At 54.5% G+C, this 15,423-nt stretch carries 11 protein-coding genes and 7 tRNA genes; 1 reads left to right on the top strand and 17 read right to left on the bottom strand.

The window, feature by feature from the left end; genetic code table 11:
• Window positions 1–837 precede the first annotated feature (837 nt).
• The 5 genes from lnt to miaB all read right to left on the bottom strand — a co-directional run bounded on the left by lnt (window position 838) and on the right by miaB (window position 6,519).
• Window positions 838–2,376, bottom strand: a complete 1,539-nt coding sequence (lnt, locus tag A1830_RS04250) for an apolipoprotein N-acyltransferase (protein ID WP_067702285.1) — start codon at window positions 2,374–2,376, stop codon at window positions 838–840.
• Between the two features lie 6 nt (window positions 2,377–2,382).
• Window positions 2,383–3,261, bottom strand: a complete 879-nt coding sequence (gene corC, locus A1830_RS04255) for a CNNM family magnesium/cobalt transport protein CorC (RefSeq protein WP_067702289.1) — start codon at window positions 3,259–3,261, stop codon at window positions 2,383–2,385.
• Window positions 3,262–3,352: 91 nt separating this feature from the next.
• Window positions 3,353–3,826 (bottom strand): rRNA maturation RNase YbeY, encoded by a 474-nt coding sequence (gene ybeY, locus A1830_RS04260; protein WP_067702292.1) that lies wholly within the window; start codon window positions 3,824–3,826, stop codon window positions 3,353–3,355.
• The gene (locus tag A1830_RS04265) at window positions 3,823–4,884 is read right to left on the bottom strand and encodes a PhoH family protein (protein WP_067702295.1); all 1,062 of its coding nucleotides are present in this window, start codon (window positions 4,882–4,884) and stop codon (window positions 3,823–3,825) included. Before A1830_RS04265 ends, ybeY begins: the two co-directional genes overlap by 4 nt.
• Window positions 4,885–5,094: 210 nt before the next feature.
• Window positions 5,095–6,519, bottom strand: a complete 1,425-nt coding sequence (miaB, locus tag A1830_RS04270) for a tRNA (N6-isopentenyl adenosine(37)-C2)-methylthiotransferase MiaB (protein WP_067703645.1) — start codon at window positions 6,517–6,519, stop codon at window positions 5,095–5,097.
• A 195-nt stretch (window positions 6,520–6,714) separates the two neighbouring features.
• Here miaB and ubiF point away from each other — a divergent pair, with 195 nt between their 5' ends.
• Window positions 6,715–7,893 (top strand): 3-demethoxyubiquinol 3-hydroxylase, encoded by a 1,179-nt coding sequence (gene ubiF / locus A1830_RS04275; RefSeq protein ID WP_067702298.1) that lies wholly within the window; start codon window positions 6,715–6,717, stop codon window positions 7,891–7,893.
• 291 nt (window positions 7,894–8,184) lie between these two features.
• Here ubiF and A1830_RS04280 read toward each other — a convergent pair.
• The 12 genes from A1830_RS04280 to nagB all read right to left on the bottom strand — a co-directional run bounded on the left by A1830_RS04280 (window position 8,185) and on the right by nagB (window position 15,108).
• Window positions 8,185–8,259 (bottom strand) — tRNA-Gln (locus A1830_RS04280).
• 40 nt (window positions 8,260–8,299) lie between these two features.
• Window positions 8,300–8,374: transfer RNA gene (locus A1830_RS04285), tRNA-Gln, on the bottom strand.
• A 7-nt stretch (window positions 8,375–8,381) separates the two neighbouring features.
• Window positions 8,382–8,458, bottom strand: a tRNA-Met gene (locus A1830_RS04290).
• 37 nt (window positions 8,459–8,495) lie between these two features.
• Window positions 8,496–8,570 (bottom strand) — tRNA-Gln (locus A1830_RS04295).
• A gap of 38 nt (window positions 8,571–8,608) precedes the next feature.
• A tRNA-Gln gene (locus tag A1830_RS04300) sits at window positions 8,609–8,683 on the bottom strand.
• Window positions 8,684–8,706: 23 nt separating this feature from the next.
• Window positions 8,707–8,791: transfer RNA gene (locus tag A1830_RS04305), tRNA-Leu, on the bottom strand.
• Window positions 8,792–8,798: 7 nt separating this feature from the next.
• Window positions 8,799–8,875: transfer RNA gene (locus A1830_RS04310), tRNA-Met, on the bottom strand.
• Window positions 8,876–9,093: 218 nt separating this feature from the next.
• Window positions 9,094–10,761, bottom strand: a complete 1,668-nt coding sequence (gene asnB, locus A1830_RS04315; RefSeq protein WP_067702301.1) for an asparagine synthase B — start codon at window positions 10,759–10,761, stop codon at window positions 9,094–9,096.
• Window positions 10,762–11,021: 260 nt separating this feature from the next.
• Complete coding sequence (locus tag A1830_RS04320; protein ID WP_067703648.1) at window positions 11,022–11,789, bottom strand: HAD-IIA family hydrolase; 768 nt, start codon at window positions 11,787–11,789, stop codon at window positions 11,022–11,024.
• Window positions 11,790–11,806: 17 nt separating this feature from the next.
• Window positions 11,807–13,024 carry a DNA-binding transcriptional regulator NagC gene (locus A1830_RS04325; protein ID WP_067702304.1) on the bottom strand — a complete coding sequence of 406 codons (1,218 nt, stop codon included), beginning with the start codon at window positions 13,022–13,024 and terminating at the stop codon, window positions 11,807–11,809.
• A 7-nt stretch (window positions 13,025–13,031) separates the two neighbouring features.
• Window positions 13,032–14,180 carry an N-acetylglucosamine-6-phosphate deacetylase gene (gene nagA / locus A1830_RS04330; protein WP_067702307.1) on the bottom strand — a complete coding sequence of 383 codons (1,149 nt, stop codon included), beginning with the start codon at window positions 14,178–14,180 and terminating at the stop codon, window positions 13,032–13,034.
• Window positions 14,181–14,307: 127 nt separating this feature from the next.
• Window positions 14,308–15,108, bottom strand: coding sequence for a glucosamine-6-phosphate deaminase (nagB, locus tag A1830_RS04335; RefSeq protein WP_067702313.1), 801 nt, complete (start codon window positions 15,106–15,108; stop codon window positions 14,308–14,310).
• Window positions 15,109–15,423 lie beyond the last annotated feature (315 nt).

Consider the following 15,423-nt stretch of genomic DNA (forward strand, 5'->3'; position numbering starts at 1 on the left):
AGAAGACTGAGAGTGCACAGTTTATTGTGACGGGTTTTTTTGTGGTGCAGATAAATGACCTAAATAGCGGCACCAAAAACTAAATCGAAAAGTGAGCCGAATCCTGCGCGAGAGCAAACCTTAACGGGGATAGGCTCGGAAACCTGCGGACAGATAAACGGTTTTACCGGAGCAGCTCAGCAGCCCCCCGGATAGATAAACGGTTTTACTGGAAGCAGCTCAGCAGCCCGCGGACAGATAAACGGTTTTGCTGGAAGCAGCTCAGCAGCCTGCGGACAGATAAACGGTTTTACTTAAAGCGGCCCAGAAGCCTGAGAGGTGGATAATCCCTGCGGGTGACGGGTAATCCGCAGCGCTGCGGCGAAGACGGAAGGCCAGGCGAGGGCAGCAGGGATGCTGCACTCAGGGAGCGGCGGGCAGGGATGCCCGCTCGCGACCGGGCCGTCCGGCCTGGAGCCGGAGCCAAAGGCACCAGGCAAAGCCTGGCGCGAGGACGCCCGGCACCCGCAGGGATTATCCACCGGCACAGCAAATAGTGCAGCCCGGCAAATGCAGGGATTATCCACCGGCACAGCAAATAGTGCAGCCCGGCAAACGCAGGGATTATCCACCGACACAGCAAATAGTGCAGCCCGGCAAATGCAGGGATTATCCACCGACACAGCAAATAGTGCAGCCCGGCAAATGCAGGGATTATCCACCGACACAGCAAATAGTGCAGCCCGTCACCGCTGGGATTATCCACCGACTACTCAGATATTGCCGCTGTATCAGAGACCAGCACCGCAATCCCAACAGTTAGTCGAAACCAAAGGGGCCTGGCAAATAATACCGACATCAGGCGCGATGGCGATTTCTGATACCGAGAACGACGGCGATGAAACCAAACAACAGCGTGATAACCCATACAGATGCGTTACCGAAGCGGGCATAAGGCGTCAGACCCTGAGTGGGTACCACCTGCATCGCCAATACGCGGGCGGTAAACTGTGGGATCATCTCCTCCGCATCGCCATCGGCATTAATCACCGCCGTTACGCCGTTATTGGTATCGCGAAGCAAAGGACGGCCCAGCTCAAGCGCCCGCATTCTGGCCATCTGGAAATGCTGCCATGGGCCGATTGAGTGGCCAAACCAGGCATCGTTAGAGATGGTCAGCAGGAAATCCGTATCCGGACGGAAATTATCCCGGACCTGCTGCCCCAGCACGATCTCGTAACAGATAGCCGCGGTCAGATTCACCCCGGCCACCTTCAGCTGGGGTTGAATATAGTCACCCCGGCTGAAAGAAGACATCGGTAAATCGAAAAAGGGTGCCAGCGGTCGCAGCAAACTCTCCAGCGGGACAAACTCCCCAAAGGGCACCAGATGATTTTTCTGATAGCGGTTCTTACTGCTATAGCTATAGGGCTGCTCACCGCCTAACACGATAATCGAGTTATAGTCATGATAGCGATTATGCTCCAGACGGGAATCAACGATGCCGGTCACCAGGCTACTGCCCTGAGAACGTAACTCCTCATCGACCGACTTCAGGAAAGGCTGCTGATTGCTTTCAAGATCCGGAATGGCCGATTCAGGCCAGATTATCAGCGGTGCTTTGCCCACAAACGGACGGGTGAGCGCAGTATAGGTTTTCAGAGTATTGATCAGCTGGTTAGGATCCCATTTCAGCGACTGAGGAATATTCCCCTGCACCAGCGCGACATTAATGGCGCGCTCTGGCATTGCCTGATACCAGCTAAGCTGACGCAGTGGCCAGGGAAGCAGAAGCAAAGCCAGCGCCACGACGGCGGCTATCCAATGGCGCTTCACCACGGCGTAAACCGCCAGCCCCGCGACCATCATCAGCACAAAGGTAATGCCTTCAACGCCCAGTAATGGACCCAGTCCTTTGAGCGGACCGTCAATCTGGCTATAGCCGAACTGTAGCCATGGAAAGCCCGTCAGGATCCAGCCACGCAGAAACTCGGTGACCTGCCATAGCGCCGGTGCCGCAATAACCAGGCGAACAAACGTGGTTCGGGGAAACAGGCGGTTAAGCACGGCGGCAAATAGCAGCGTGAACAGCGACAGCCAGGCGGCCAGCAGGATAACCAGGAAAACGTTGACCGGCCCCGGCATTCCCCCGAAGGTGGCGATACTGATGTAGACCCAGTTAATACCGCTGCCGAACAGGCCCATCCCCCATACAAAGCCTATCGCCGTGGCCTGACGGACCGATCGATTAAGGGTCAATGCCAGCAGGCCCACCAGCGACACAATAGCCGCTGGCCAGAAATCATAAGGCGAGAATGAAAGGGTGCCACAGGCACCCGTCAACAGCGCTAAAAGCAGGCGAACCCGCTGGCGCTGATAGAGTGAAGCAATAGCCATTGCGAATTATTCTTCCAAAATCGGTTGCGGCGAATTATCCGGAATTCTGACGTGAACCTGAATGATACGACGGCTGTCCGCCATGGCGACTTTGAACTGATAGCCGTCAATTTCGATGCTTTCACCGCGCGCAGGCAGGTGACCAAACGCCTGCATCACCAGACCGCCGATGGTATCGACCTCTTCATCGCTGAAGCTGGTGTCGAAAATGTCATTGAAATCTTCAATCGGCGTCAGGGCGCGCAGAGTATAGGTATGGCGACTCAGCTGACGGATATCACGATCTTCTTCATCGTCATATTCATCTTCGATCTCACCCACAATCAGCTCAAGGATGTCCTCGATGGTCACCAGCCCGGAAACGCCGCCAAATTCATCAATGACAATCGCCATATGATAACGCTGTGAGCGGAACTCCTTGAGCATACGGTCAACGCGCTTGCTCTCTGGCACCACCACGGCCGGGCGCAAAACCATCTCCATGCTGAACGGTGCCGATCCGCTGGTCATAAACGGCAGCAGATCCTTTGCCATCAGGATACCTTCAACGTGATCTTTATCTTCGCTGATGACCGGGAAACGGGAGTGGGCCGACTCTATAATGGTATCCAGGCAGGTTTCCAGCGTCTGATTACGCTTCAGAGTGACCATCTGTGAGCGGGGGATCATGATGTCCCGAACGCGCTGCCCGGCGATATCCATCACGCCTTCAAGCATGTCCCGGGTATCGGGATCGATCAGCTCGTTCTGTTCGGAGTCGCGGATAAGCTCTAACAGGTCATCACGGTTTTTAGGCTCACCGTGAAATAGCTGGTTGAGGAGAAGGGTAAAGAATCCCTTTTTACTACTGGGACTGTCATTATTCTGTGAATGGTCATCGCTCATGGCGTTTTTGTTTCTGTCACTCTTGTCGTGAGAAGAAGATATCCCTGCCGCGACGGGCGAGGCAGGGATGGTATCAGGCCAGCTGGCCTGCTTAGGGTAACGCTTTCTCCGAAATGTACGGGTCGTCATAGCCAAGAGCAAGCATTATCTCGGTCTCGATCGACTCCATCTCTTCGGCTTCGTCGTCTTCAATGTGGTCATAACCCAGTAAATGCAGGCTACCGTGAATAACCATGTGCGCCCAGTGGGCCAGCAGCGGTTTTTCCTGCTCAGCGGATTCCTGCTCCACAACCTGGCGGCAAATGATCAGATCGCCAAGCAGCGGAAGCTCGATACCCGGTGGGGCTTCGAATGGGAAAGAGAGGACGTTAGTCGGCTTATCTTTACTTCTGTAGGTGTGATTCAGCATGCGGCTTTCCGCTTCATCAACCACACGAATTGTCACTTCACTCTCTTCCTGGAACTGCGGCAAAACCGCCTCCAGCCAGCCTTGAAAATCAGATTCAGCCGGCAGGCCTTCCACCTTTTCGCAGGCAAGCTGCAAATCAAGGATTACGGTACTCATTTTGGCTCCTGCGCGGCGAGCTGAAGCGCCAGGGCTTCACGCTTGCGCTCTTCGGCCTGCGCGTCACGGCGTTTTTGATCGGCCGCTTCCCAGGCTTCATAAGCGATAACCACGCGGGCAACCACCGGATGGCGTACCACGTCTTCGCTGTGGAAGAAGTTAAAGCTAATGTCGTCCACCTCTGAAAGCACCTCAATGGCGTGGCGCAGGCCGGACTTAAGGTTACGCGGCAGGTCAATCTGCGTCACGTCGCCGGTGATGACCGCTTTAGAGTTAAACCCGATGCGTGTCAGAAACATTTTCATCTGTTCAATGGTGGTGTTCTGGCTTTCATCGAGAATAATGAAGGCGTCGTTGAGCGTACGACCGCGCATATACGCCAGCGGCGCAACTTCAATCACGTTTCGCTCAATCAGCTTTTCCACGCGCTCAAAGCCCAGCATTTCAAACAGCGCGTCATACAGGGGACGCAGGTAGGGGTCTACCTTCTGGCTGAGATCGCCCGGCAGGAAGCCGAGCTTTTCACCGGCCTCGACCGCAGGACGCGTCAGCATGATGCGGCGCACTTCCTGGCGCTCCAGCGCATCAACGGCGGCAGCCACGGCCAGATAGGTTTTACCCGTACCCGCCGGACCGATGCCAAAGGTGATGTCGTGATCGAGCACGTTGGCAACGTACTGCGCCTGGTTGGGCGTACGCGGCTTAATTACGCCGCGTTTGGTCTTAATGTTTACCGCCTTGCCAAACTCGGGCACATGGTCATCAGCCTGCTCCAGCACCCGACTCTCTTTAATCGCCAGATGGATCTGTTCCGGATCGATATCCGGAATATGGCCCCGCACCGGTGCCGTATCCACATACAGATCGCGCAGAATAGTCGCGGCAGCATTGACGCACAGGGCTTTGCCGACCAGCTTGAATGCGTTGTCACGGCGGTTGATTTCAATGCCTAACCGACGCTCAAGCTGCTTAATATTGTCGTCAAACGGGCCACAGAGGCTCAGCAGACGGTGGTTATCAGCGGGATCTAAGGTAATTTCGCGTGTTTCGATATTCAAACTAATCCTTTGGGTCGCTCAGGGCCAGTTGAGGACGGTGTATTATGGCAGCGCCGCACTGTTTAGCGGCAATAGCATAAGAGAATTATTTATGGCTGCACATGAATGTGCAAGCGTATAAAAAGATATTTGGGCGACGGTTCCGGAAACCAAGGGCGCTGCGCGGGAATTCATGCGGCAAACCCGGAGGCCTGCCGCAAAAGGGTAGGATCAGGGCTGGAAGGAGCCTACGCCCAGCTCGTTCTCTTTACGCGTACGCGCAATGACGGAAGCCGGGGATTCAATGCTGCGCAGGTCCATTTGATCTTCCGTCCGCACCACCACGCCGCGCAGGGAGTTGGTGTAAACGTCAACAATCTCGACATCGACAAATTTGCCAATCATCGCTGGCGTTCCTTCGAAGTTCACCACGCGGTTATTTTCCGTACGGCCGGACATCTCCATCACGTTTTTACGTGAGGTGCCTTCCACCAGAATACGCTGTACGGTGCCCATCATCCGGCGGCTCCATACCATCGCCTGCTGGGTAATACGCTCCTGAAGACGCCACAGGCGCTGCTTTTTCTCCTCTTCCGGTACGTCGTCCGGCAGATCGGCCGCCGGGGTGCCGGGGCGTGCGGAGTAGATAAAGCTAAAGCTCATATCGAAATTCACATCGGCAATCAGCTTCATTGTCTGCTCAAAATCCTGTTCGGTTTCGCCAGGGAAGCCGATAATGAAGTCGGAGCTAATTTGAATGGTGGGGCGCGCCGCAATCAGCTTGCGAATAATCGCCTTGTATTCCAGCGCGGTATGAGCACGCTTCATCAGGGTCAGAATACGATCCGCACCGCTCTGCACCGGCAGGTGGAGGAAGCTCACCAGCTCAGGCGTGTCGCGGTAGACATCAATAATGTCGTCGGTGAACTCAATAGGGTGGCTGGTGGTAAAGCGAATGCGGTCGATGCCGTCAATGGCGGCTACCAGACGCAGCAGATCGGCGAAGCTACAAATTTCACCATCAAAGCTCTCACCCCGGTAAGCGTTCACGTTCTGACCGAGCAGGTTAACTTCACGCACGCCCTGGGCAGCAAGCTGGGCTATCTCGAACAGAATATCATCGCAGGGGCGGCTAACTTCTTCACCACGGGTGTAGGGCACCACGCAGAAGGTACAGTATTTGTTGCAGCCTTCCATAATGGAGACGAAAGCCGATGGCCCTTCTGCGCGGGGTTCGGGCAGCCGATCGAATTTTTCGATTTCCGGGAAGCTGATATCCACAACCGGGCTTTTCGAACCGCGTACGGTATTGATCATTTCCGGCAGACGGTGCAGCGTTTGGGGTCCAAAAACGATATCAACATAGCTGGCACGTTGACGAATGTGCTCGCCTTCCTGCGAAGCCACGCAGCCGCCGACGCCAATAATCAGGTCAGGGTTGCTCTCCTTCAGCGTTCTCCAGCGTCCAAGCTGATGAAACACTTTTTCCTGGGCCTTTTCACGAATCGAGCAGGTGTTAAGCAGCAGAATGTCGGCCTCTTCCGCGACGTCGGTCAGCGTGAAGCCATGCGTGCTGTTTAACAGGTCAGCCATCTTGGATGAGTCGTACTCATTCATCTGACAGCCCCAGGTTTTGATATGCAGTTTTTGGGTCATCTGGTTGCCATTTATCATGCAGGAAGGAATGCAGGGCGCGTATTGTAATGCTTTGCTGCGGTGGTGACCAGCATACAGGCTTTTACGTTTACGATTTCAACTGGCCCCGCAAAATCCGATACACTAAGGGTAACAAATTGTCCCTTACAGGTGTAGAGGTAAGGGCACCGTAGTCCACCGGTAAAGGATAAAATAATGACAGGACATACGCGGAACGAGGATATCGTCATTGTTGGCGGCGGGATGGTGGGAGCCGCGCTGGCCAGCGGACTGACGACGCAGGGATTTAAGGTGGTGGTGCTTGAACAGCAGGCACCTGCCCAGTTTGATCCACAGAGCAATCCCGACGTCAGGATTTCTGCCGTCAGTGCAGCCTCGGTAGACCTGCTTAAGCAGCTTGAGGTCTGGCCTCGGGTGCAGCAGATGCGCGCCACACCCTACCGCCGGCTGGAAACCTGGGAGTGGCATACCGCACAGGTGGGGTTTGACGCGCAGTCGCTGGGGCTGCCGGAATTAGGTTTTATGGTGGAAAACAGCGTATTGCAAAGCGCGCTCTGGCAGCGGCTCACGCAGCAGGATGTGAGTCTGATTGCGCCTGCCCGCCTTCAGGACCTGCAACCCTGTAACGGTGGCTGGCGTCTGCGCCTGGAAAGCGGCGAGGAGATGACCGCCCGGATGGTGGTGGGTGCCGATGGTGCTAACTCTCAGGTGAGGCAGCTGGCAGGAATGGGCATTCACGGCTGGAATTATGCACAGTCCTGTATGCTTATCAGCGTCCGCTGCGATCGGGATGCCGGTGACTGTACCTGGCAGCAATTCACACCGAATGGCCCGCGCGCATTTTTACCGCTGTCCGACGGGTGGGCTTCGCTGGTGTGGTACGACAGCCCGGCACGTATTCGGCAGCTTCAGGCCATGACCATGCAGCAGCTGGAGCTGGAAATTATCAAACATTTTCCGGCAAGGCTGGGGCACGTCAAGCCGGTTACCGCCGGATCCTTTCCTCTGGTGCGCCGCCACGCGATTCGCTATGTGTTACCCGGACTGGCGCTGGTAGGCGATGCCGCACACACCATCAATCCGCTGGCAGGGCAGGGCGTTAACCTGGGCTATCGCGACGTGGACGCGTTGATTAACACGCTAACGGCTGCGCGTGATAAAGCCGAGGACTGGGCATCGGCGGGCGTACTGCGCCGCTATCAGCGTCAGCGGCAAACCGACAATCTGCTGATGCAAAGCGGGATGGATCTCTTTTACTTCGCCTTTAGCAATCCGTCTGCGCCGCTGCGCGTTATGCGTAATCTTGGGCTGATGGTGGCAGAGCGCTCGGGCGTATTGAAGCGCCAGGCGTTACGCTACGCGCTGGGCCTTTAAATTGCTCTCCCGCTGAATGGCGGTCTCAAATAGTGCTACCGGTGGCGGCAACGTAACAGGCAGACCGCCGGACGCAGGGATGCGCGCGCCGGGGCTCAACAGAGAGATTCTCACCCTACCCGCGTTGTGCATGGCGCAACCTGGCCAGGCAACTAAATGGCGCAGTGTTCTGCTCAGTTATTAGTATATTGCGGGTAGTCAGGATGTGAATTCTGCTGTCTGGCCAGGAGGAGGATGCCCTGATAAACAGCAGACGTAAAAAAGCCCGCAAAAGCGGGCTTCTTTACTTAATGGCTGGGGTGCAGGGATTCGAACCCCGGAATGCTGGTATCAGAAACCAGTGCCTTACCGCTTGGCGACACCCCAATTTCTTGGGTGCGATTCGCAATGCAAATCGTCTTTTTTATGGCTGGGGTGCAGGGATTCGAACCCCGGAATGCTGGTATCAGAAACCAGTGCCTTACCGCTTGGCGACACCCCAATAAAATTGGTGGCTACTACGGGAATCGAACCTGTGACCCCAGCATTATGAGTGCTGTGCTCTAACCAGCTGAGCTAAGTAGCCTAATTTTACTGCGTTACTACACTAACATATTTCTTAATGGCTGGGATACCTGGATTCGAACCAGGGAATGCCGGTATCAAAAACCGGTGCCTTACCGCTTGGCGATATCCCAATGTTCGTTTCACTCAGTACAGCGACCATCAAGAAAACTGGCTGGGGTACCTGGATTCGAACCAGGGAATGCCGGTATCAAAAACCGGTGCCTTACCGCTTGGCGATACCCCATCCGTGCAAAACCGCGATGATAATGGTGCGGGAGGCGAGACTTGAACTCGCACACCTTGCGGCGCCAGAACCTAAATCTGGTGCGTCTACCAATTTCGCCACTCCCGCAAAAAGATGGTGGCTACGACGGGAATCGAACCTGTGACCCCAGCATTATGAGTGCTGTGCTCTAACCAGCTGAGCTACGTAGCCATCTTTATTTCGCGCTACCTTCATCGGCGTTGCGGGGCGCATTATGCGGAGTTGACCTGAAAGCGTCAACAAGTTTTTTCCCGTTTTTGCCCTGAAATGCTTCGTTTGTCTGGGTTATAACCAGCCTGATGATTAAATCAACAAATTCTGAAGGTAACGTGCGCAAAACAAACGGTAAAGGGCCGGTAAGGCCCCGTTTTCACAGATAAAGTGTTCGCTTATTTATAGGCTGACTGATGCACGCCCACGGCACGACCGGATGGATCGTCCATAGTTTTGAACGCTTCATCCCACTCAATGGCTTTTGCCGATGAACAGGCGACCGAAGGACCGCCGGGGACGCATTCCGCCGCGCTGGGTAAAGGAAACAGCTCTTCAAAGATTTCACGGTACAGGTAGCCCTCTTTAGAGGTCGGCGTGTTGTACGGAAAACGGAAGTGCGCCGTTTGCAGCTGCTGATCGGAGATCTGCTGTGCGGCCACCTCCTTCAGGCTGTCGATCCAGCTATAGCCGACGCCGTCAGAGAACTGCTCTTTCTGGCGCCATGCCACGCTTTCCGGCAGGTAAGAGGAGAAGCACTCGCGCAGGATGTGTTTTTCCATTTTGCCGTTGGCACCGCACAGTTTATCTGCCGGATTGATGCGCATCGCCACGTCGAGGAATTTTTTGTCCAGGAAGGGCACACGTGCCTCCACGCCCCAGGCAGACATCGCTTTGTTGGCACGGGCACAGTCAAACATATGCAGGGCCAGCAGTTTGCGCACGTTTTCTTCGTGGAACTCTTTGGCATTCGGTGCCTTATGGAAGTAGAGATAGCCGCCAAATACCTCATCGGCCCCTTCGCCCGACAGCACCATTTTAATGCCCATCGCTTTGATTTTGCGTGACATCAGGTACATTGGCGTTGAGGCGCGAATGGTGGTGACGTCATAGGTTTCGATATGGTAAATCACGTCGCGGATGGCATCCAGACCCTCCTGCACGGTGAAATGAATCTCGTGGTGGACGGTACCAAGATGGTCAGCAACCGTTTTGGCGGCTTTCAGATCGGGTGAGCCTTCCAGACCGACGGCGAAGGAGTGCAGCTGTGGCCACCAGGCCTCGCTCTTATCCTGATCCTCAATGCGCTTCGCCGCATACTTTTTGGTCACGGCAGAAATAATCGAGGAGTCCAGCCCACCCGACAGCAGAACACCATAAGGCACGTCAGACATCAGATGGCTTTTCACCGCTTCTTCCAGCGCCTCTTTCAGCGCCGGTGCATCGGTTTTGTTATGTTCAACAGCCTCATAGCTGAACCAGTCGCGCTGCCAGTAGCGGCGGATCTCACCGTCGGTGCTGGAGAGGTAGCTGCCCGGCGGGAACTCTTTCATGGTGCGGCAAACCGGCACCAGCGCTTTCATTTCCGAGGCAACAAACAGGTTACCGTGCTCATCGTTACCCATATAAAGCGGGATAATACCGATATGATCGCGACCAATCAGCCAGGTGTTTTTAACGCTGTCATACAGAATAAAGGCGAACATGCCCTGCAGCTCGTCAAGGAAGTCGACGCCTTTTTCCTGATAGAGCGCGAGGATCACCTCGCAGTCGGATTCGGTCTGAAACTCATAGCGGTCGCTCAGTTCGGCCCGCAGTGCCTGATGGTTATAGATTTCACCGTTCACGGCCAGCACATGTGTATGGGCGGCGTTATACAGAGGCTGCGCGCCGTTGTTCACGTCAACAATTGACAGGCGTTCGTGTGAAAGAATCGCGTGGTCGTTGGCATAAACGCCGGACCAGTCCGGGCCACGGTGACGCATCAGACGTGAAAGCTCCAGGGCTTTCTTACGCAGTTCGGCAGAATCAGTTTTCAGATCCAGCACGCCAAAAATTGAACACATAGCTAACTCCCTCTCGACATCCCTGAACGGTGATGATGGTAATGTGAATCGTCAACGGCGACAATTTTCGCCCTGTGACTATGAAAATGCGCTATCTGCCCCGGATGATGCAAGCGTTTTAGCCATTCTCTGAAAAATAGTCTGTTGCACTGCGGAGAATATTGATGGATCACCAGTAAACTGCGATTAAAATTGCATAATCGTCAATTTACGGGTGATTGTGTTTAAAAGATGAGCAGGAGCGGGAGGGTGAGCCCGAATCAGATAATATCGATATCGGCCACTGACGGATAAATCCAGCTGGGACGGAAAGGCATAGCGTCAACATCGCTCATCGTTGAGACGCCTGATAGCACCAATATTGTCTCCAGCCCGGCCTGGAAACCGGCCAGGATATCGGTACGCAGATTATCACCGACGATAACCGTCTCTTCCGAGTGCGCCTGCATTTTATTGAGCGCGGCGCGGATGATCCATGGGCTTGGTTTGCCAACGTAAAAAGGCTTACGCCCGGAAATGACTTCGATCCCGGCGCAGAGGGCCCCGCAGGCTGGCACAAAACCCCTGGCGTGGGTGTCCGGATTGGTGGCAATAAAGCGGGCGCCGTTAGCAACGAACCAGGCCGCTTTATGCATCATGTCCCAGTTGTATGAGCGGGTCTCCCCGACAATGACAAAATCCGGGTTGATATCGGTGATGGTAAAGCCCGCTTTGTACAGTTCGTGGATCAGCGCGCCTTCGCCGACCACATACGCTTTTTTCCCCTCCTGACGCCGCAGAAAATCAGCCGTCGCCATGGCGGAGGTATAAAAGACGCTGTCCGGCAGATCGATTCCTGCCGAGGCAAAACGGTTGGAGAGGTCAAGCGCGGTCTGCGACGGGTAATTCGTCAGCACCACCAGGGGTAATCCCCTGGCTAAAATGCGTTGCAGAAAATCGTTGGCACCCGGCACCGCCGTATTATCGTGCATTAACACGCCATCAATATCGCAGATGACATTTTTAATCGTACTGCTTTCGCTGTTCATCAGGGTTAAAGCGCTCATCAACCTTCCAGTAAGTGTTGTAATAAGATGCCGTTAAGCATGGCACGTTTCGCCAGAGCGAAAGCGCCGATGCCTGAACGATGGTCCAGTTCGGAACGAACGACCGGCAGATTTTTGCGAAAGGCTTTCAGCACCTGCGTATTAATGCAGCCCTCAATGGCCGGCAATAACAACTTTTCCGCCTCAGTAATCTCACCGGCAATCACCACCTTTTGTGGGTTAAAGAGGTTTATTGCAATGGCAACGGCTTTGCCGAGATAGCGGCCAACGTGTTCAATGACTTCGGTCGCCAGCGCATCTCCACGGTTAGCAGCCTGACAGATCTGGTGAATACCGCACTCCTCGCGCAGGACGCTGGCATAGCCCTGGGACAACAGGTGACGTACGCGTTTTTCAATCGCGCTATTCGCCGCAATGGTTTCCAGACAGCCGAAATTGCCGCAGTAGCAGCGCTCCCCCAGCGGATCCACCTGAATATGACCCAGCTCGCCAACGTTGCCATTACTGCCGAGAAAAATATGGCCATTGGCGATAATCCCGGCACCGGTACCGCGATGTACGCGCACTAAGATGGAGTCAGCGCAGTCGCGGGAGGCACCAAAGTAGTGCTCGGCCAGGGCCAGACTACGAATATCGTGGCCGACAAAGCTGGTGACGTTAAACCGTGCCTGCAGGTTTGCGACCAGCGGCCAGCAGTTGACGTTGATATGTGGCATATAGCGGATAATCCCGTTAACCGGGTCGACCAGCCCGGGTAAAATAACGGAAATGGCAATCAGCTCACGCAGCTTTCGCTCGTACTGTTCCATAAAGCGGGCGATGGCGTTAAACAGGGCGTGTTCCAGGGTTTCCTGGGTGCGTTCTGGCAGGGCATAATCTTCCTGAGCCAGGGATTTTCCGCTGAGATCGAAAAGGGTGAGTGTGGCATCGCTGCGTCCCAGACGGATGCCGATGGTGTTGAATCCCCGCGTTTCGGTAATGATTGAGATGGCGCGGCGGCCTCCGGTAGAGGCCTGCTGATCCACTTCTTTGATCAGCCCGCGTTCAATAAGCTGACGGGTAATTTTGGTGACGCTGGCGGGAGCAAGCTGACTGTGCTCGGCAATCTGAATACGTGAAATCGGTCCTTGCTGATCGATAAGCCGGTATACGGCTGCGCTATTAAGCTGCTTAACTAAATCAACGTTTCCTATCTGAGCCTGTCCGCCGCTGGTCATTCCGTATCTACTCGCTTAAGACCTCGTCACCGTTAACGATAGTCTGGATTATTTTATAATCACGGGTGAAAACGGTCAGGTTCGCCACTTTTCCGGCTTCAACTGAACCTAACTTTTTCTCAATTCCCATTGCCCGGGCCGGATAAAGCGTTGCCATACGGAGCGTCTCATCGAGAGAAATACCGACATGTTCGACGCAGTTCGCCACCGCTTCGATCATCGTCAGTGCAGAACCACTCAGCGTGCCCTGTTCGTCAACGCACAGCCCATTCCGATAGTATATTGTTTTTCCTGCGAAAATAAATTGGTCAATATTAGCCCCGGCTGGCGCGGTGGCATCCGTCACCAGTATTAGCCTGTCACCCTTGATACGCTTAGCATTGCGAATATTCGCGTAATGCACGTGCAAACCGTCTGCGATAATCCCGCTGTAGACCTCCGGTGCGTCAAACAGGGCACCGATCAGGCCCGGCTCACGTCCGGTGAGGGTAGGCATCGCGTTATAAAGATGGGTGGAGAAACTGATCCCGGCGTTAATGCCAGTACGGGCTTCATGATAGGTGGCATGAGAATGACCGCTGGACACCACAATGCCCGCACTGACCAGCTGACGGATAATCTCGGGTTCCACCTCTTCCGGCGCAAGGGTTATCTTACTGATAACATCGGCATTCTCACACAGGAAATCGACCAGCGCCTGAGAAGGGCGACGGATCAGGGCTGGGTTATGGGTGCCGGGCTTGCGTGGGCTGAGCCACGGGCCTTCCAGATGCAGGCCCAGAGCCTGGTGGGTATTCTGCGCCAGATAAGCCCGCATCACCTCGACGGCACGCTTCATCATGTCGTCAGTACTGGTAATAAGGGTCGGCAGAAAACTGGTACAGCCCGCTTTCTCATTGGCTTTCTGCATGGTGTTCAGGGTGTCGACGCTAAGTGCAGCCATATCATCATTAAACTGCACGCCGCCGCAGCCGTTAAGCTGAAGATCGATAAAGCCGGGAGCAATAATCGCGCCGCCCGTATCGCGCCTTTCAATGTCTGCCGGAAGTTCATCGGCGGCGCAAACGCGTTCAATCAGGCCATCTTTGATGACAACCGCATGATTTTCGAGTATCTCATGGCCGGTAAAAACGCGGCCATTGGTTAAAGCGTACATATTTTCTCCCGGCATATCCGGCTTAATGGCTAACGCTTTTGCCTGGCTGGGGGCAGTCACCCAGCCCGGCCGCGTACGCTGTGGTACAGGCGAAAGCCACTTTGCCGCTCTGTGTTGAGCTGATGATTTACAGACTTTTCACGCTTTCCGCTTCCATCTCGCGGAAGTATTTAACGGTTTTGACCTTCAGTTCCATTGTTGCGGGTTCATCACAGACCACGATGGAGCGGGCATGGAGCTGGAGACAGCTGATGGTCCACATATGGTTGACGTTCCCCTCAACGGCGGCCTGTAGCGCCTGGGCCTTGGCGTGACCGATGACCAGAATCATCACTTCCTCCGCGTCAAGCAGGGTGCCCACGCCGACGGTGAGGGCATATTTAGGCACTTTTTCCACATCCCCGCCAAAGAAGCGCGAGTTAGCCAGGCGGGTTTCATGCGTCAGGGTTTTGATACGGGTACGTGAAGCCAGGGAAGAGGCCGGTTCGTTAAAAGCGATATGACCATCGTTGCCTACGCCGCCCATAAACAGATGGATTTTACCGAGCGCACGGATCTTCTCTTCATACTGACGACACTCCAGGTCAATATCTTCTGCATTACCGTTAAGAAGATTAATGTTTTCCGCTGGAATATCAACATGATCAAAAAAGTTGCGGTACATAAAGCTGTGGTAGCTTTCCGGATGTTCCTTCGGCAGGCCGACATACTCGTCCATATTGAAGGTGATCACATGCCTGAAGCTGACCTGGCCCGCTTTATGCATATCAATCAGATGGCGATAGGCTTCAAGCGGCGTTCCACCAGTCGGCAGGCCAAGCACAAAAGGGCGGTCTGCCGTCGGGTTGAAGGCGTTGATGCGATCGACAATATGGCGCGCGGCCCATTTGCCCACCTGAGTGGGGGTTGCGAGAGGAATCAGTCTCATGTATCACCTCATTTAAATATTGAAGGGGGTCAGCAGTGTAAGGCGCGTAGCAGTAAGCAAGCGTAACGTGTTCCGGGCATCATCCGCGAGGGATAAATCCGTGCTGATATTTCGGATCATAAAATAAGTGGCTGCATATGACCAGACTATTGTGCGCTTATCTGCATTTCTGGGTGATAAAAGTCACATTACAGCGCTTTTAATTTGCGAAGCGAATTAATTTTTTCTTACACTCCGTCAGGTGATTTTACTATGATGCAAAATCAAACTGGCCGTTATAAAAAACGCAGAACGGTAATCGGTGCCTTAACGGGT

This window comes from Erwinia sp. ErVv1 (assembly GCF_900068895.1).
Classification (GTDB): domain Bacteria; phylum Pseudomonadota; class Gammaproteobacteria; order Enterobacterales; family Enterobacteriaceae; genus Erwinia.

What these genes read in the sequence shown, in the direction of transcription:
- lnt (WP_067702285.1), bottom strand. Translation starts at nt 2,376, where the DNA reads ATGGCTATTGCTTCACTCTATCAGCGCCAGCGGGTTCGCCTGCTTTTA.
- corC (WP_067702289.1), bottom strand. Translation starts at nt 3,261, where the DNA reads ATGAGCGATGACCATTCACAGAATAATGACAGTCCCAGTAGTAAAAAG.
- ybeY (WP_067702292.1), bottom strand. Translation starts at nt 3,826, where the DNA reads ATGAGTACCGTAATCCTTGATTTGCAGCTTGCCTGCGAAAAGGTGGAA.
- miaB (WP_067703645.1), bottom strand. Translation starts at nt 6,519, where the DNA reads ATGACCCAAAAACTGCATATCAAAACCTGGGGCTGTCAGATGAATGAG.
- ubiF (WP_067702298.1), top strand. Translation starts at nt 6,715, where the DNA reads ATGACAGGACATACGCGGAACGAGGATATCGTCATTGTTGGCGGCGGG.
- asnB (WP_067702301.1), bottom strand. Translation starts at nt 10,761, where the DNA reads ATGTGTTCAATTTTTGGCGTGCTGGATCTGAAAACTGATTCTGCCGAA.
- A1830_RS04320 (WP_067703648.1), bottom strand. Translation starts at nt 11,789, where the DNA reads ATGAACAGCGAAAGCAGTACGATTAAAAATGTCATCTGCGATATTGAT.
- A1830_RS04325 (WP_067702304.1), bottom strand. Translation starts at nt 13,024, where the DNA reads ATGACCAGCGGCGGACAGGCTCAGATAGGAAACGTTGATTTAGTTAAG.
- nagA (WP_067702307.1), bottom strand. Translation starts at nt 14,180, where the DNA reads ATGTACGCTTTAACCAATGGCCGCGTTTTTACCGGCCATGAGATACTC.
- nagB (WP_067702313.1), bottom strand. Translation starts at nt 15,108, where the DNA reads ATGAGACTGATTCCTCTCGCAACCCCCACTCAGGTGGGCAAATGGGCC.